This window comes from Planctomycetota bacterium (genome assembly GCA_016125255.1).
In the GTDB taxonomy this organism is placed as follows: domain Bacteria; phylum Planctomycetota; class Phycisphaerae; order Phycisphaerales; family Zrk34; genus RI-421.
Map to the genome: position 1 here is coordinate 78,316 of WGMD01000020.1, position 17,352 is coordinate 95,667.

16 protein-coding genes are annotated in these 17,352 nt (G+C 62.9%); 8 read left to right on the forward strand and 8 right to left on the reverse strand.

Annotated elements, in window-relative coordinates; translation table 11 throughout:
- Window positions 1-9: 9 nt before the first annotated feature.
- From hydA to GC162_14595, 5 genes are all read right to left on the reverse strand, one after another.
- Complete coding sequence (gene hydA / locus GC162_14575) at window positions 10-1,401, reverse strand: dihydropyrimidinase (protein MBI1369866.1); 1,392 nt, start codon at window positions 1,399-1,401, stop codon at window positions 10-12.
- 65 nt (window positions 1,402-1,466) lie between these two features.
- On the reverse strand, window positions 1,467-2,597 hold the full coding sequence (preA, locus tag GC162_14580; protein MBI1369867.1) for an NAD-dependent dihydropyrimidine dehydrogenase subunit PreA: 1,131 nt from the start codon (window positions 2,595-2,597) through the stop codon (window positions 1,467-1,469).
- A gap of 29 nt (window positions 2,598-2,626) precedes the next feature.
- Window positions 2,627-4,015, reverse strand: coding sequence for an aminotransferase class III-fold pyridoxal phosphate-dependent enzyme (locus tag GC162_14585; GenBank protein ID MBI1369868.1), 1,389 nt, complete (start codon window positions 4,013-4,015; stop codon window positions 2,627-2,629).
- Between the two features lie 14 nt (window positions 4,016-4,029).
- Window positions 4,030-5,505 (reverse strand): xanthine permease, encoded by a 1,476-nt coding sequence (locus GC162_14590; GenBank protein MBI1369869.1) that lies wholly within the window; start codon window positions 5,503-5,505, stop codon window positions 4,030-4,032.
- Between the two features lie 170 nt (window positions 5,506-5,675).
- Window positions 5,676-6,548: an acyltransferase gene (locus GC162_14595; protein ID MBI1369870.1), complete on the reverse strand. Its 873-nt coding sequence runs from the start codon at window positions 6,546-6,548 to the stop codon at window positions 5,676-5,678.
- 138 nt (window positions 6,549-6,686) lie between these two features.
- Between GC162_14595 and mmsA the strand changes: the two genes are divergently transcribed.
- Both mmsA and GC162_14605 read left to right on the forward strand, forming a co-directional pair.
- On the forward strand, window positions 6,687-8,192 hold the full coding sequence (mmsA, locus tag GC162_14600) for a CoA-acylating methylmalonate-semialdehyde dehydrogenase (protein MBI1369871.1): 1,506 nt from the start codon (window positions 6,687-6,689) through the stop codon (window positions 8,190-8,192).
- 6 nt (window positions 8,193-8,198) lie between these two features.
- A complete protein-coding gene (locus tag GC162_14605; GenBank protein ID MBI1369872.1) occupies window positions 8,199-9,404 on the forward strand; it encodes a cellulase family glycosylhydrolase in 1,206 nt (401 codons plus the stop codon).
- 10 nt (window positions 9,405-9,414) lie between these two features.
- Here GC162_14605 and GC162_14610 read toward each other — a convergent pair whose 3' ends face one another.
- Both GC162_14610 and GC162_14615 read right to left on the reverse strand, forming a co-directional pair.
- Window positions 9,415-9,792, reverse strand: coding sequence for a hypothetical protein (locus tag GC162_14610; GenBank protein ID MBI1369873.1), 378 nt, complete (start codon window positions 9,790-9,792; stop codon window positions 9,415-9,417).
- Complete coding sequence (locus GC162_14615) at window positions 9,789-10,925, reverse strand: CPBP family intramembrane metalloprotease (protein ID MBI1369874.1); 1,137 nt, start codon at window positions 10,923-10,925, stop codon at window positions 9,789-9,791. Before GC162_14615 ends, GC162_14610 begins: the two co-directional genes overlap by 4 nt.
- Window positions 10,926-10,946: 21 nt before the next feature.
- Here GC162_14615 and GC162_14620 point away from each other — a divergent pair, with 21 nt between their 5' ends.
- Window positions 10,947-11,414, forward strand: a complete 468-nt coding sequence (locus GC162_14620; protein ID MBI1369875.1) for a hypothetical protein — start codon at window positions 10,947-10,949, stop codon at window positions 11,412-11,414.
- Between the two features lie 192 nt (window positions 11,415-11,606).
- Here GC162_14620 and GC162_14625 read toward each other — a convergent pair whose 3' ends face one another.
- Window positions 11,607-12,512, reverse strand: coding sequence for a TIM barrel protein (locus GC162_14625; GenBank protein ID MBI1369876.1), 906 nt, complete (start codon window positions 12,510-12,512; stop codon window positions 11,607-11,609).
- A gap of 13 nt (window positions 12,513-12,525) precedes the next feature.
- On the opposite strand from GC162_14625, the gene GC162_14630 reads away from it, so the two are divergent.
- The 5 genes from GC162_14630 (at window position 12,526) to GC162_14650 (ending at window position 17,318) form a co-directional block, all read left to right on the forward strand.
- The gene (locus GC162_14630; GenBank protein MBI1369877.1) at window positions 12,526-13,200 is read left to right on the forward strand and encodes a sigma-70 family RNA polymerase sigma factor; all 675 of its coding nucleotides are present in this window, start codon (window positions 12,526-12,528) and stop codon (window positions 13,198-13,200) included.
- Window positions 13,197-14,690, forward strand: coding sequence for a hypothetical protein (locus GC162_14635; protein MBI1369878.1), 1,494 nt, complete (start codon window positions 13,197-13,199; stop codon window positions 14,688-14,690). The genes GC162_14630 and GC162_14635 overlap by 4 nt, the downstream gene beginning before the upstream one ends.
- A gap of 65 nt (window positions 14,691-14,755) precedes the next feature.
- Window positions 14,756-15,628 (forward strand): hypothetical protein, encoded by an 873-nt coding sequence (locus GC162_14640; GenBank protein ID MBI1369879.1) that lies wholly within the window; start codon window positions 14,756-14,758, stop codon window positions 15,626-15,628.
- Window positions 15,629-15,688: 60 nt separating this feature from the next.
- Window positions 15,689-16,426, forward strand: coding sequence for a prepilin-type N-terminal cleavage/methylation domain-containing protein (locus GC162_14645; GenBank protein MBI1369880.1), 738 nt, complete (start codon window positions 15,689-15,691; stop codon window positions 16,424-16,426).
- Between the two features lie 391 nt (window positions 16,427-16,817).
- The gene (locus GC162_14650) at window positions 16,818-17,318 is read left to right on the forward strand and encodes a hypothetical protein (protein MBI1369881.1); all 501 of its coding nucleotides are present in this window, start codon (window positions 16,818-16,820) and stop codon (window positions 17,316-17,318) included.
- The last annotated feature ends 34 nt before the right edge of the window (window positions 17,319-17,352 follow it).

Genomic DNA, 17,352 nt, shown 5'->3' on the forward strand with positions numbered 1-17,352 from the left:
GCTGCAAAATCAGCCCGGCTTCCGGAGAATCCGCTTGCCGTGACCGAGCGTGCCGATGAACTTTCCGTCTCTCGCCGACGCCTTGCCCCGCACGCTCACGAAGCTCGGCCGACCCGTCAGTTCGTACCCCTCGAACCCGTCATAATCCGTCGCCATCAGGTGGTCTTTGGCCCTGATCTTCCCGCGATAATTCGGATCCCACACCACGATGTCCGCATCCGCCCCGAGTTGGATCACGCCTTTGCGCGGATAAAGCCCGAAGCGCTTCGCCGCCGCGGTGGCGCCGACTTGGACAAAGCGCTCCATGTCGATCCGCCCGGTGCTCACGCCGTGCGCCCACAACAGCGTCATGCGATGCTCGACCGACGGAATCCCGTTGGGGATCTTCGTAAAGTCGCTCGCCGGCGGCTTGCCCATTTCCTTCTGCTTGGCGAAATCGAAGGGCGCATGATCCGTCGCCACCGTCGCAATCGTCCCGTTCGCCAGCGCGTGCCAGAGATACGCCTGATGCTCCTTGGCGCGGATCGGCGGGCTCATCACATATTTGGCCCCTTCGAAATTCGGCCGCTCGGCGAACGTACTGTCCATCGTCAGGTAGGGAATCACCGTCTCGATCTGCACATCGACGCCGCGCGCGCGGAAGGGCAGCGCCGCTTCGATGGCGTCGCGGCAGGAGGTGTGCACGATGTACCCCGCCGCGCCGGTCATCTCAAGGAACGTGCAGAAGTGATGCACGCCCTCCGCCTCGACGCGCACCGGGCGCGACGGCTCGTGCCACTCGGGTCCGGTCTTCCCCTCGGCCAGCAATTTCGCCTGAAGCTTCGCCACCAGTTCCGCGTTCTCGCAGTGCGCCGTGACCACGACGCCCAATTCCTTCGCCAACCGCAGTGTGTCGTACAGTTCGTGATCCTCGACGCCGAACGCGCCCTTGTACGCGAGAAACACCTTGAACGAAGTCACGCCCGCCTCGACGATCTTGCGAAGCTGCTGCTCCACGCCGGCGTCGAAGCGCGTCACGCCCATGTGAAACGTCCAGTCGCAGGCCGACAGCCCGCGCGCCTTCGAGTCCCATAGTTCAAACGCCTCCGCCGGTTCCTCCGAGCGGGAGGGACAGATCATCTCGATCAGCGTGGTCGTCCCCCCGACGATCGCGGCGCGCGAGGCGGAGTCATAGGTGTCCTTGGCGTACGTGCCCATGAACGGCAGGTAGATATGCACGTGCGGGTCGATAAATCCCGGGAAAACAAGCTTGCCCGTCGCGTCGATGACCTCGTCCGCCTTGACGGACGCCGGGTCGATCGACGATGCGATGCGCGTGATCGTCTCGCCCTCGGCGTAAATATCCGCGGTGAACCGGCTGTCCGCATTGACGATCGTTCCGCCACGAATCAAAAGCGACATGCATGAGTCTCCAGTTTAGCGAGGCCGCTCCTCGCCGTGAGCTTGCCGAACGGGCGGCCTGTTCCTCATCCTCCGACAAGATCCTCCGTCTGCTTCACGAAATCATCGCCGTCCCACTTGTTGTCCACCGTGATCCCCGCCTTGCGGGCGATACGCGCCTGCGCCGCCGCCTTCGCCTGCGCCTGCATGCGGACCAGCTCGGCGTGCGTCGTGAAGTACGGCAGCGCCCGGCCCTTGAAGTCGGCGATCGTGTTGAAATGATGCTTGTCCATGAACCTGAGAAGCTGCTCGCTCATCTTTTTGACCATGTCGTACCCGTATTTCATCACGCCCGTGCAGACCTGCACCGTGTCCGCGCCGAGCAGGATGAACTGGGCCGCGTCCTCGCCGGTTTCGATCCCGCCGATCCCGCTGATGCTGCGTATGCCGCCGAACTCATCGCGAATCAGCGCGGCGATCTCCATCACCATGCGCAGCGCGATCGGCCGCACCGCGATCGACGAGTATCCGCCCGGCGTCGTGTACCCCTCGACCGTCGGCATCGGCCGCAGTGTCTCCAGATCGACGCCCATCACGCAACGGATCGTGTTGATCGCGCTGATGCCGGTCGCGCCGCTCTTGAGCGCCGCGCGCGACGGGGTCTCGATGCGCGTGACATTCGGCGTCATCTTCGCCCATACCGGAACTTTCGCCGCCGACATGACCCAGCCCGTCACTTCCTCGAGAATCTCGGGGTTTTCGCCCATCGCCGCGCCCATCTTCCGTTCCGGCAAGCCGTGCGGACACGAAAAATTCAGCTCCAGCGCATCGACCCCCGCCTCCTGCGATCGCTCGACAATCTCGATCCACGCATCGCGGTTGTACTCCTCCATGATCGACGCCACCAGTACGCCGCCTGGCCACTCGTTCTTGATCATCTTGAAGTCGTCGATCCACTGTTTGAACGGCGTGGTGGCGATCAGCTCGATGTTCTCCCATCCGTAAATCTCCTTCGCATCCGTCGAGAGCCGGGCGTAGCGCGGCGCGACGTTGATGACCTTCGACGCATCGAGCGAGACGGTCTTGGCGATGACGCCGCCCCAACCTTCCTTAAACGCTTTGCCGACGACGTTGCGGTTCGTCCCCGGCGGGCCGGAGCCGATCACGAAAGGGTTGGCGAACTTGAGGCCGTCGACGGTGGTGGCGAGCGTGGGCATATCTCTTTCCTTGTCAGTCGAGGTCGATCTTACGACATTTTGGCTTGAATCTCATCGAGACATTCATCGACGACCGCGAGGAGAAATTCCGCGTCGTCCCTGGTAATGCACATCGGCGGCTTGATGCGCATGGTGTTGCCGAACAGGCCGCCCTTGCCGAGAATCAGCCCGCGGTGCTTGGCCATCTCCATCAGCTCCGCCGCCTCGGCCTTCGCCGGTTCGCGCGATTTGCGATCCTTGACGAGTTCCATGCCGAGCATCAGCCCCAGCCCGCGCACCTCGCCGATGATCGAATGCTTGCCCATCAGGTCGATGAGTCCGGCCTTGAGGAAACCGCCGATTTTCCGGGCGTTTTCCTGGATGTGCTCCGCGTCGATGACCTCGATCGTCGCCAGTCCCGCCGCCATCGAGATGGGGTTCCCGCCGTACGTGTTGAAGTGCACGCGCCGCGTCATCGTCTTGGCCACATCGCTGCGCGTCGTGACGGCGGCGAGCGGCGCGCCGTTGCCGATGCCCTTGGCCATCGTGACCACATCCGGCTTGACGCCGAAGTATTGATGCGACCAGTACTGATCGCCCGTCCGCGCGAATCCGCCCTGCACTTCGTCGGCGATGCAAAGTCCGCCGTGCTGGCGGACGATGTCGTACACCACGCTGAAAAACTCGCGCGGCGGAACAATCGTGCCGCCGACGCCCTGAATCGGCTCGCCGATGAAACACGCGACTTCCCCGCTGGTCTGGTACTGAATGACATTCTTGACGTCCTTCGCGCACTTGAGGTCGCAGCTCGGATACGTCAGACCGTACGGACAGCGGTAGCAGTAGCCCGGATGCGTGTGATGGATATTCGTCGCGGGGTTCGACTTGAAGCGCCAGGTGCCGTGCGCCGTCAGCCCCATCGGCGTCGTCGTCCCGCCGTGGTATCCGTTGCGCAGCGCGATGACATCGGTATTGCCCGTGAATTCGCGCGACATGAGCACGGCGATCTCGTTGGCTTCGGAACCCGAGTTCGTGAAATACGTCTTGTCGAGCGGCGCGCCCTTCGCATCGGTGGGCATCTTCGACGCGAGCTTCTGCGCGAACTGCGCGATCGTCGGATGCAGGTAAATCGTCGTCGTGTGCTGCAACTTCCCGGCCTGTTCCTGAATCGCCGCGGCGACTTTCGGGTGACAATGACCGACGCTGACGGTGACGATGCCCGCGAATGCATCAAGGTATCGCTTGCCCGTTTCGTCCCATACGTACTGCATCTTCCCCTCGACGATCATCAACGGATCGCGGTAGTACGTCAGCACGCCGGGGTTGACGTACTGGTGACGCAGGGCGATGACCTCATCGCGGCTCGGGCCGGTGTAGGGCGAAGGCGTGTGCGAACATTGGGGAAGCGCGATGGTGCGGGCGGTGTGTGTGGGGTTCATGTCATGTAGCTCCATCAAGCGGAGGGTGCGGCGTCGATGTCGTCGGCCTCGGGAATCATAGTGCTCGGATGATCGACGAGGCCGCGCTCCTGCGGCGTGCCGGGAATGACGTTATCGAGAATGATGCCAAGGATCGCCGCGACGGCCATGCCGGTCGTGCCCACGGCGTTGATCACGTCGGCGAGCGTCGTGCGCCAAGTCGCTGCGTCAGCGATTCCGCCGGTGAGCATCTGCTTCACCGCTTCCGACCCGCCGTTGTCGAAGTAGTAGGGCACGCTGATGCCCATGAACAGGGCGAACCCGCCGATGAACAGGTTGCGATCGGAGTTGAGGTCGGCCCGGGCGAACTGGCGGACGCCCACGGCGGCGATCAGGCCGAATAGGGCGCAGTAGAGCCCGCCGACGACGGGCATCGGAATCGCCGCCGCCAGAGCGCCGAATTTGCCGAAAATACCGAGGAAAATGAGAATGATCGCTCCGATCTGCACCACGTAGCGCGAGCCGACGCGCGTCAGTCCGATCAACCCGACGTTCTCCGAATAGCTCGTCGAACTGAACCCGCCGAACACGCCCGTCAGCGCACAGCCGATGCCCTCGGCCCCAATGCCCATCGAAATCTCGCGCGGCGACGGATTGCCCGCGCCCGCCATCTGCTTGCACGCATGGTAGTCCCCGAAGCTCTCGATCATCGACGCCAGATACCCCGGCAGCACGGCGGCGAAGAAGCCGACCGTGAACTTGGGCAGCCCCCATGGGAAAAACACGCCCGTCGTGCGCATCCATTCCGCGTGTTCGAACGCCGAGAGGTCCGGCCGGGCGGGATGATCCGGGCCGTACACGCCGACCGCCGCGAGCACGGCGCAGATGAGCATCGACCCGGCGATGGCCAGCAGCATGGGGAACATGCGGCAGATGACGCTTTTTCGCGCGAGGATGAACGAGAAGAGCACGATGAGGACGATCGTCTGAATCGAGGTGGGCCAGTGTTTGGCGGCGATAGGCGCGCCGACCTGATAGAGCGCCAGACCGATGAGCATGATCACCGGGCCGACGACAACGGGCGAGAGGACTTTGCGGATCAGACCCATGAGTCCGCTGAAGCCGACGAGGGTTTCGAGGGCCGCGCCGCCGATGACGGCGCCGGCGATGTAGGGCATGGCGGCGCCGGGCGCGGCGGTCGGGTTCTGATCGTGAACGATGGCGATGATGGCGATGAACGCGGAGAGGAACGAGAAGCTCACGCCCTGAATGATCGGCAGGCGCGAGCCGAACGTGGACTGTATGAACGTGGCGATGCCCGAACAGAGCATCACCGACGAAATGAGCAGTGCGATCCCGCTGGTGTCGAGGCCCATCTTCGGACCCAAGAGCAGCGGGACCGACACGGTCGAACCGAACATGGTCAAGACATGTTGGAGCCCCAGCACGGTCGCGCGGCCGAGCGGGGGCTTGTCTTCGAGTCCGTAAAGCATGTTCGATGCGTCAGCCATGATTCATCGTCTCAACCACCAAGACACCAAGGTCACCAAGGAAGACATTTTTCAGCATTTTCAAGGTAGTTTCCTTGGTGTTCTGGGTGTCTTGGTGGTTCAATCTTCGGGTGTTCTCATGTGACAACCGCCGCCGGACTCGACGGCTTGTTTCGTGCATCACGGGCCGATTAAAGGGCGGTGATGGCCGAGTACGTCTCGGGGCGACGGTCGCGGAAAAATTGCCAGGTGTTCCGCACTTCGCGGATCATGTCGAAATCCATGTCGGCGATGACGATGTCATCCTCGGTGCGCTTGCTCGACTGGGCGATGAACTGTCCGCGTGGATCGCAGAAGTAGGACTGCCCGTAGAACTCGCCGATGCGCCACGGCTCCTCCCAGCCCGGCCGATTGATCGCGCCGACGAAATACTGATTCGCCACCGCATGCGCCGGCTGCTCGAGCTTCCAGAGATACTCGCTCAAACCGGCGACGGTCGCGCTGGGATTGAACACGATCTCCGCGCCGTTGAGGCCCAGACACCGCGCGCCATCGGGGAAGTGCCGGTCGTAGCAGATGTACACGCCGACTTTGCCGATGCGCGTGTTGAACACGGGATAGCCGAGATTGCCGGGACGGAAGTAGAACTTTTCCCAGAAGCCGGGGTTGCAATGCGGAATGTGAATCTTGCGGAACTTGCCCAGGTACGACCCGTCGGCGTCGATCACCGCGGCGGTGTTGTAATACACGCCCGGCAGCTCCTCTTCATACATGGGGACGACCATGACCATCTTGTGCTTCCTGGCCAGCTCCATCATGAGCTTCGTCGTCGGGCCGTCCGGCACCGGTTCGGTCAAGTGGTACCACTTGGTGTCCTGCTCGGCGCAGAAGTACGGGCCGTAGAACAGTTCCTGAAGGCAGCAGACTTGAGCGCCTTGTCCGGCGGCCTGGGCGATCATGTCGACGTGTTTGTCGATCATGGACTTTTTGATTTTTTCGATCGGCGACGTAGCGGGCTCGCTCAAAGTCGCCTGAATCAACGCTCCGCGGACCATTCGAGGCATGAGAAGACTCCAGCACAGCGTGCGAACAAACCCGCTGATTCATCGGCTAAGATGATCGGCCGGGTACAACTTGTCCACGATACCGCAACAGGTTCAGTTTGGCTACACAAATATCCGCTGAAAGGCCCGTGCATGACGATGACCGCCGCCGCCCAGACCGTGCCCGCGTTGATCGGGGGCAAGTGGATCGAGCTTAAATCCACGCGTTTTGTCGAGGTTTTCAACCCGTCGAGCGGGTCCGTCCTCGCCCGCACGCCGCTGGGTTCGACGGCGGACGCCGCCGCCGCCGTCAGCGCGGCGGCCGAGGCGCTGCCGGCCTGGAGCGAGACGCCGGCGGTCGACCGGGCCCGCGTCATGTTCGCCTACCGCGAACTGCTCAACCGTCATCACGATGAGCTGGCCCGGCTGGTCACGCGCGAGCATGGCAAGACGCACGCCGAAGCGGTCGCCGAAGTGCAGCGCGGCCTCGAAGTCGTCGAGTTCGCGTGCGGCGTGCCGAGTCTGCTGGCGGGCGACACATTCCCGAACCTGGCGGCGAATGTCGATGGCGAGACGAATCGTCATCCGGTCGGCGTGTGCGTCGGCATCACGCCGTACAACTTTCCGAATATGGTGCCGTTGTGGATGTTTCCGATCGCGCTGGTGTGCGGCAATACGTTCGTGCTCAAGCCGTCGGAGAAAGTGCCGCTCAGCGCGATCCGGCTCGGCGAACTGCTCATCGAAGCGGGGCTGCCGGCGGGTGTGTTCAACATCGTGCACGGCGACAAGGTCGTCGTTGACGCGCTCTTGTCGGACCCGCGCGTGGCCGCGGTGTCGTTCGTCGGTTCGACGGATATCGCGCGCTACATCTATGCCACCGCCGCGGCGCACGGCAAGCGCGTGCAGTCGGCGGGGGGCGCAAAGAATCATCTGATCATCATGCCCGATGCCGACCTCGATCAGTCGGTCAAAGCGCTGGCGGCGTCGGCGTTCGGGTGCGCCGGTCAGCGCTGCATGGCGGGGTCGGTCGCGCTGGCGGTCGGCGACGTCGGCGATGCGCTGGTGGATCAGTTGGTGGACTATTCGAGCCGCATGACGGTCGGCCCGACGGATGGGCACGACGAAACGGAGATGGGCCCGTTGATCAACGAGGCGCATCGGACGCGCGTCGCCGGTTATCTGGATACGGCCAAGTCGGAGGGGGCGTCGGTCCGGCTCGACGGGCGGGAAATCGCCGGGAAATTCGATGGTTTTGTGCTTGGACCCTGCGTTGTTGACGAGGTCACGCCGGACATGACACTGTGGCGGAACGAGATTTTCGGACCGGTGTTGTCGGTCGTGCGGGCTCAGACGCTTGACGACGCGCTGGCGATCGGCCGGGCGTGCCCGTTCGGCAACGGCGCGTCGATCTTCACACGTGACGGCTACGCGGCGCGTCAGTTCAAGCGGCACTTCAACGCGGGCATGATCGGCGTGAACATCGGCGTGCCGGCCCCGATGGCGTGGCTCCCGTTCACGGGTTGGAACGCGTCGTTCTTCGGCGACCTGCACGTGCAGGGAACCGAAGGCGTGCTGTTCTACACACGGCAGAAGATGACGCTCACACGCTGGTTCGCCTCGTCCGCCGAGTCGCATCACGACCCCGTCTGGCGCGGTAAGCGATAAGCCAACATGCAGCAACCGCGCAGCGTCCGGTCGGTAGGAACGCCCATGAAGACGCTCGCACTGATTTTGTCGCTGATGGCATTCGCCGGCCTCGCGCAGGCGGAGACAGTGGTGCACCAGCGGGGGACGAAGATACTCGACGGGCGCGGGCGCGAGCTGAACCTGCGCGGGGTGAACCTCGGCGGGTGGTTCGTCTGGGAAGGATGGATCTTCGGCAACGGCATTCTGCACACCGAAAGCACGATGCTCGCGCGGCTCCAGAAGCAGATCGGCAAAGGTGAAACCGACGCGTTCGAACAGCAGGTGTACGAGCATTTCATCACGGAGGCGGACATCCAGCGCATCTCCGCGGCGGGGTTCAACTGCGTGCGTGTGCCGCTGCATCATCGGCTTTTCGATTCGCCGCGCGGGTTTGAGCTGCTCGATCATCTGATGGACTGGTGCGAGAAACACCGGGTGTATGTCGTGCTTGATCTGCACGCGGCGCCGGGCGGGCAATCGGGTTTGTTCATGGCCGACCCCGCCGAGCCGCGCGATCGGCTTTGGGTCTCGCGCGAAAGTCAGGACAAGACCGTGGACCTGTGGCGGAAAATCGCGGGGCGGTACGGCAAGCGAAAGTACCTGGCGGGGTACGATCTGCTCAACGAGCCGGCCCCGCCGTCGGGCGAGGCGCTGGCGGCTTTGTATCAGCGGATCATCGAAGCGATTCGCGCCGTCGATGCGGATCACATGATCATCCTCGAAGGCGCGAAATTCTCGACGGACTTTTCGATGTTCGACAAGCCACCCTGTAAGAACTTGGCGATGAGCTTCCACATGTACACATGGTTCGGCGACGATCGGGCGAAGAAGATCGGCGAGTACGTCGATCTGGCGCGCCGGCTCGATGTGCCGCTCTGGTGCGGCGAGTTCGGGGAGAACACGGTCGAGATGATCCGCTCGACGGTCGATCTGTATGCGGTCGAGCCGGTGATCAACGGGTGGGTGTATTGGACATGGAAGAAAGCGCCGAATCATTTCCCGGGGACGCTCGTCGTGAAGATGGACCCGAACTGGAAGGCGGTGATCGATTGGCTGAGCAGCCCGCTGGGTTTGAATCCGCCGGACGCGGCGACGATCCGCGCGGGGATGAAGGCGTTCATCGAGGCGATCGATGCGAGCAAGTGCGAGGAGAATGCGAAGATGATCCGGGCGGTGCTGCCGGGGCACTAGAGCGGGCGGTTCAGTCGATGTTGTTCGTGGCGATCGTCGTGCTCTTGAGGCGGATTTTGTGCGTCTTGCCTTCGCGATCGATGGTGAACGCCCCGCCCCACACGCCGGCGTACGGCCCTGTGTCCCACTTGACCGTCTGGCTCGCCGCGTCGAACGAATACGTCCCCTCGCCCTGAAGTTTGTCGCCCGGGAGGAACGCCTTGTACTTCCCGCTGGCTAGCTCAAACGACCCGAGAAACAGCGGCGGTTTCCCGACGGCTCCGTAGCTCATGATCCGATACTTCCCATCGCGCGGCCCGGTCGCCGCCGCCGCATCGTCGGCCGCGCGGACGCACAGCACGGTCCACACGAACATCACCACCGCAACGATCATCGCACGACGATTCATGAGGTCTTCTCCATGGATGAAGGCGTTCCCGACACGCCCGCGGATTCTACCATGCCCGGCGCGCCGCGGGTGATCGAGTTCAAACGCGCCATGGATTGAACATGTAGCGCACGGCGGTGAACGTAGATGCTGCCGACAAAACCAATGCTGTAGACGGCGAGCATGACGGCGATGACTTTGGGTGATCGGGCGATCTGAAGGTTTTGCTGGGTGAACGAGACGATGTACAAGGCGATGGCATTGTTGCAGAAGTGGCCGATCATTGATGGGTAGATGGATTGCGTTGCGAGTGTTGTATATCCGAGCCAGAGCCCGATCGGTATTACGAATGGAATCTTTGATGGATTCAAATGTGCGCAGGCGAAGAGTATTGCTGAGAGGGCGATCGCAGCAGGCGCGGACATTCTGCAGGCGAGCCATCGTGTCGCCAGACCTCTGAAGAGCAACTCCTCGCACATTCCGGGTATCAGCGACGCGATCAAGAATATGCCCACTACTTCCATCCCAGCCGATTCCTGAAGTGACAAGCCGAGCAGACGTTCGACCGGGTCTTCGCTACCCATGCTCATGCGCGCGATGACCATCAGTAGCGATACGAATAACGTGCCCATGATCCAAAGCGGCCAGGTCGCCGCCGAGAGCCGGCCGGGCACGAATCCCAATGCGGATGTGAGTTGACGCGGGCGCGGCAATCGCCACGCCGCAAGTATCGCCGCCACGAACATCGTGAACTGCATTGGCAGCGCGGCTGGGGCCAGCAGGCCTAAGCCGTGCGTCTTGTAATCGTAATAGATTGCCAACGGTTTGGTGCCGGATGGCGCATACACCACATGCTGCACGATCGGCGGCGCCCAGTGCGCCATCGAAGCCTTCGTCAATAAATAACCGATTGCGACCGCTGTGACCGTGACGACCACCACATGCCAGCTTCGCGAAGCATCGACCGGCTCCAACTCCGACTCCACCGTCGGCGTCAACCGGAGAACATCATCAATGGGCGCGGCTGTGCCGTCGGGTTCGATGGGGGGGAGCGTCCCGGACATGAACGGCGATGATATCCGCCAATCGCGCGGGGTCGCAAATGCGAAGGACTTGGCTGCGGCGATCATCGAGTGGATAATGTACGAGGCCATCACGGCAGGCGGGGGTCATTCATGAAAATTGAAAGCATCATTCGACCCGGGGAATTCGCGTCCATCGGTCAGTTGATTTTCAGCGATGATCGAGTGGGCGTGACGGATGGCGGGTACGTTCTGGGCATGGTGAGCCGCGCATCGCTGACGGGCTATCGGCTGGAGTATCGAAGCAGCTTCAAGCATCCTCGCGCGGGATTCTTGATGGGGGTCATCCTTGCGGGCCTGCCGCTGCAGACAGTGGCGGGCGATCCGTTGAATCTCGGTTGGCTGATCCTTTCGACGCCGCTGCGCATGATCGCCTCGTTTTGCATGTTCACCTTCGGCGCGGCGATGCTCGTCAGCGTGGCGTGTCGGCGCGACATCCCATGGATCGTCTTCGAGCGAGCGGCGGGGGAGCGGGCGTTTCCATTGCAAGCGGAATTACCCCCCGAGGCGGTCGCGGTGATGGATCAGATGTGCGAACGACACGCGGAGGAAACGCAATAGCTTGAATCCGGGGCTCCCTGCTTCGCGAAGCGCTGCGCAGGGCGGCGTCGCGTCCTTAGAACACGTGTGAGAAGTCCATGGATCAACGAGCCGCGACCGTCAGGGAGCGGTCGAACCAAGCATCCCTGTGCGGCGCCGCGACCGCTCCCTCACGGTCGCGGCTCGTTAAACGCCCCCTTCTCACACACGTTCTTAAGCCGTCATCTTCTCCCGCACGCGCTCCAGCAGTTTCTTCGTGGCGATGACGCCCGCTTCCTCGCTCATGCCGCTGCCTTCGTATTCGATGCCCAGGAAGCTGTGGTAATTGTGCTTCTTGACGACGATGTCGAGCATCTTGAAGTAGTCGGTGTGCGTCTCATTCCCGTCGGCGTCGAAGTCGTGCGTCTTGGCGCTGACGGCCTTGGCGAAGGGCATCGTTTCGTCGACGCCCTTGTAGCGGTCGTAGTCGTGGAAATTGCCGAAGTCCGGCAGCGTGCCGCACAGCGGATGGTTGACCATCTTCATCACCCCCGCCAGCCACTGGCCGTTACTCGACAGCCCGCCGTGGTTCTCGACGATGACGGCGATGTTGCTCTTCGCGCCGTATTCCGTCAGCCGCGCCAGCCCGTCGGCGGCGAGCTTCTGCTGCTCCTCGAAGCTGCCGTTGCTCTGCGCGTTGACACGGATGGCGAAACAGCCCAGGAACTTCGCCGCATCGACCCACTTGTAATGATTCTCCACCGCCATCGTCCGCTTCTTGTCATCCGGATCGCCGATCGCGCCTTCGCCATCGCACATGATCAATCGGCTCTCGATGCCTTCGCTGGCGCATCGCTTCTTCAGTTCGCCCAGGTACGCTTCGTCCTTGGCCTTGTCCTTGAAGAACTGGTTGACGTATTCGCACGCATCGATGCCCAGCGCCTTCGTCGCCGCGGGGAAGTCCAGATGGTCCATGTGCGGCGTGGCCTGCTTGAAGAGCCGCTTGTGGAACGACCACTCGGCCAGCGAGATTTTGAACAGCGGTTCATCCGCCGCCGCCACCTGCGTCGCCGCACATCCCGTCACCGCCAGCGCCGCGGCGGCCAATCCCGTACGTTGCAGAAATTCACGACGATTCAATGGCTGGCGGGTCATGGGTATCTCCTGTAAGTGCGAAGTGTTACGGGTCAACGGGCAACCGGGCCTCGGAACCTCGCAAATAAGTCTATCGACGCCCGTTAAGATTCACAACCGACCGGCTGTTAGAAGAGTGGAACCTGCGCGGATCGATCGCAAGCCCGTCGGGATCGTCATGGCTGAAGAACATTTCATGCAGCAGTTCACGCAGCACCAGCGGACGCTCTACAGCTTCATCCGCTCGCTGTGCCCCCGCCCGCAGGATGCGGACGAGGTGTTTTCGCAGACGTCGATGGCCCTGTGGCGCAAGAACGCCGACTATGAGCCGGGCACGAATTTTCTGGCGTGGGCCTGCCGCATGGCGGAGTTCGAGGTGCTCAATTTCTTCCGCAGCCGCCGGCGCGATCGGCTCGTCTTCGACGAAGCGCTCGTCAGTTTGCTCGCCACGGAAACCGTCCAACTGCTTGCCCATGCCGACCAGCGCGTCGCCGCCCTGCGCTCGTGTCTGGATCAGCTTCCCGAAAATCACCGCCGCATGATCGAGACGCGCTACGAATCGGATGCGAGCGTCGCGCAGGTCGCCGAATCCTTCGGCCGCTCCGCCGCCTCGTTCTCCGTCACGCTCCACAAAATCCGCAAACAACTCCTGGCCTGCATCGCCGGCCGGCTCACGCAGGAGAACTCCTCGTGACCGCGACGCCGCTTGACTTCGACGCGCTGCTCGCCGGGGCGATCGATCAGACGATCGCGCCCGACGACCATCAGACGCTGTGCAACCTGCTTCGTCACGACCCCGCCCTGCGCCGCCAATACATCGAGCACCTGCTCTTCGACGCCGACATGCGCTGGGATCACGGCGCCTCCCAAAGCTGCGGGATCAGCACCGCGACGCCCGCCCTGCCAAGCGCTTCGCGAAACAGCGTGTGGAATTGGGAATTGGGAGTGCGGAGTATCGCGGCCATCGCCGCGCTCCTCGTCATCGCCGCAGCACTCCTTGATGTCTTCCTGCCTTCGACTCCGCACTCCGCACTCCCCGCTCCCCACTCCGCCGCCCCGGCATCTTTCGCCATCCTCAGCGACCTCTCGAATGACGCCGCGTTCGCCGAAGGCGAGCGCGCCCTCGGCGAAGGTCTCACCGCCCCGATCAAACTCGTCTCCGGCAAAGCCCAAGTCATGTTCCAGTCCACCGCCGTCGTCGACCTGACCGGCCCATGCGAATTTGAAATGACCGGCCCGAACCGCGGCCGCCTCATCTCCGGCACGCTCAACGTCTACGTGCCGAAAAACGCCCGCGGCTTCACCGTCGACCTGCCCCACGGCGCGCGCGTGGTCGATCTGGGCACCGCCTACGACGTTTGCATCAAAGACAACGGCGAACCGAGCATTCAGGTGTCCAACGGCACCGTGCGCGTCGAGTGGTCGGATGGATCGGGATCCGAGCGGTCGATCGTCCTGAGCAAACACGAATCCGCGATTTTTGTCGATGACCCCGATCCGGAAAAACGCGTGCTCAAAGCAATCACCGGCGTCATCAGCATCGACTTCAGTCTCGCAGACTCGCCTGTCGCAAAGGATGACGCTTCGCATCGCGCTTCAAAGTTCACATTCGACGGCGAGCAGGCCGGCGAGTGGAACGTGCTCGACATGGGTTCGGACAATCGTGTCCGTTCCAATCGAGCGCTGTCCTGCGACACGCTGACCAGCGGCGACGGACATGCGACCTCCGCACGATTCGACTTCAACCTCGGCCGGGGCTACTGGATGCCGGCGTACGACCCGGGGTACGGCGATCCGCTCCGCGATGATCGCCTGACCTTCAATGCCACGCTCACCCAAGGCGACCTGACGCCCCTTCGGTGGCGCATCGTCGGCCTCGTACCATCGGCGATGTACCGACTGATCCTGTTCGCGCCGAAGTATCAGGGAAAAATGACGGGCCAGAGTCTCGTCTTCTCCGTCCAGGGAGCCGCGCCTGATCACATCGATGGCGAGCGGGACAACGAGTACACCGTCGGCGTGCGCGCCGATGCTTCGGGCGTGATCCTTGGCTCGGTGGGCCTGCCGTCCGATCACGGCGACAGGTACTACGGATGGTCCGGGCTGCAGATACGCGGCCCGCTGCCGATCCGCATCGACGACGAACGAACAACCTCAAACGACATTGCCCGGCGGCGACCATGACATCACGCGCCGCAAACAATCTCACTTCGGACGCGACACCCAACCGACTCAAAAGGAGACTCTAAATGTTGCAAAACACCTTCAACCACTGGCGCTTGCTCGTTGCGGCAAGCGTCCTGGCGCCTTTTCTGACGACACTGCCCGCGGAGGGCGCCATCGTCACGGTACTGGAGGACAACTTCAACAACGGCATCGTCGCCAACAGCGATTCCAACGTCGGCTATTGGAGTCAGAACCTCAACTCAGGACCCGGCGACGCGAACAGCATCGCCGAATCGGGCGGCATTCTTTCGATGACCGTCGGCGACAACGCCGGCACCAATCATTCCAATTTCAGCGGCGTGGTGATTTACAGCGGCGTCACATCCGATTTCAACTTCTTCACTCATGAGATCACGATCGCGGTGCGCGGCATCAGCTTCACCAACAACGGGACGCCGACCATTGGCGGAGCCGCCGAACGCCTTCGCATGATGCTCCTCTCCGACGGTATCAACAGCAACGCGGCCAATGACGCCGTGGTCGTCAGCGTGGACGGTGCGGGCAAGCTGACCCTCGGCTCGAAGGTGAATGCCCCCACAAGCGCTTCGGACGGCGCGACGATCCACAAAACTTTCACCGGGTCGGGCGTCACGGGCTTCGACCTGACCATCGGGCCGGGGACCGGAACCAACATCAACTACACCATCACCGTGCTCGGCGGCTCGAGCGGCACCGCATCCGGCTCATTCGTCTTCGATGTATCGAACTGGAACGGCGCCGGCGGCAACGCGGCGCTCGGATTCTGGACGCAGGAAGCCACGATCACCGGAGGCAATCAATACTTCACCACCACCCTCGACTCGGTGAAGGTGACGACCATCGTCCCGACCCCCGCCGCGCTGCCCGCCGGGCTGGGCCTGCTGGCCGCCGCCGCGCTGCGCCGCCGCCGCGTATGACCACAGTTGTTGCGACAGGCCCCGGGTTTTCCACCCGGGGCTTGCCTGATGGAGTCCGCCATGCGACGACGCGGTTTCACCTTGATTGAACTGCTCGTGGTCGTCGCGATCATCACCGTGCTGATCGCGATCCTCCTGCCCGCCATGCGCCGCGCGAGGGAGGCCGCCATGAATGTCGTTTGCATGAGCAATCTCAAGCAGCACGGCACGGCCATGGTCAGCTACGCCTTGCAAAACCGGATGTGGTTTTACTGGCGCATCGACGGGGTCGCCGCCAGGCAGGCCTATCTCGTGCGGCAGTTGAGCAGTGCGGGCGTGTTCGACATCACCCCCGTCGTCGAGCAGTACCTGCCGCCCTCCGATGTCTACGCCTGTCCGTTCACGGTGCGGGTCAGCGGACAGTCATGGAAAGACCAATATCCCGGGCCGATTTACGGGCACCAGTTCTGGACCTACGAGTTGTACGTCAATTTCTCATCGAGCAGCAAGACTTACTACATGCCGGACGGAACTCCCACGACCTGGTCCAAAGTCGTGCCAAGCACATTGGCCGAGACCGGCAAGGCGGGACGCCCGCTCATGGGCGATCAGGTCACGCAATCGCCCAATGGCGTCAATACGTGGTGGAACCAGCACAATACGGACTACGCTTCGGGTGAGACGCCCGCCAGCGAACTCTGCGGCAACTACGTCTACAGAGACCTGAGCGTGTCGTACTACCACCACAGCGACGGGTTCGTCACGCTTTTCAAGGTCGTTCCCAGCGGAGACGATCGGCGGTGGCGACCGAGGTATTGAAGCCATGCGTGCTGGCGCGATGGCGCGACGTACTGCATGCATACTGGCTGCCCGCGACCGATTCATCATTTCGGCAACGAAGCCGTCAACACGCTCCATCACGACGGCTCCGTTCGATGGCGAGGGGATTGGGTCATTTCACCCACTTCGCGCACAGTCGTTTCGCGATTCGCGCACGGGGATGGCAAATTGGCCCCCGTCGTGCGCATGTGTTGCTGTAAGTCCTTATTCGATCGCGCACCGGGCGCGCCGGGGCTCCGCGCCGGTGCGCACGGGCGGGCCTGTGCGCGCGGTTTGCCGGGTGAAAAGCGAATAAAACGGCGATTCTGATGCGGAAACGGGGCGACGCTTCGGCCGTGCGGCGAAGCGAAGTGTTGCCGCGCCGGTGCGAATGGGGGATGGGCCACACTATACTTTGATGATGCGGCGATGCGTGGTCATGTCGGTCGTGGTGCTGTCGGTGCTGATGCGGACGGCGATGGGCGGGGCGGATGACCCCGACAAGCCGATCGATCCGCGGTATGCCAAGGCGCTCTTGACGATGCACAATCGTGAGCGGGCGGGGCATGATCTGCCGCCGCTCGAATTGAACGACACGCTGGCGGGGATCGCTCAGAAGTATGCGGCGGTGCTGGTTCGCACGGGCAAGCTCGAGCACGATGTGGAGGGCGGGCTGGGCGATCGGCTCAAGGCGGGGGGCTACGCGTTCAGCAAGGCGGGGGAGAATTTAGCGCGGGGGCAGCGGACGGTGGCGGAGGCGATCCACAGTTGGGTCGGTTCTCCGCCGCACCATGCGAATATGCTCGGCGAATTCACGCAGGTCGGCTTCGGTCTGGCGCGCGACAAGGCGGGGGAGCTGACGTGGGTCGCGGTGTTCGGCAAACCCAAGTGAGCGGCGCGGCGTGATGCGAAAGCGGGGGGGCGGG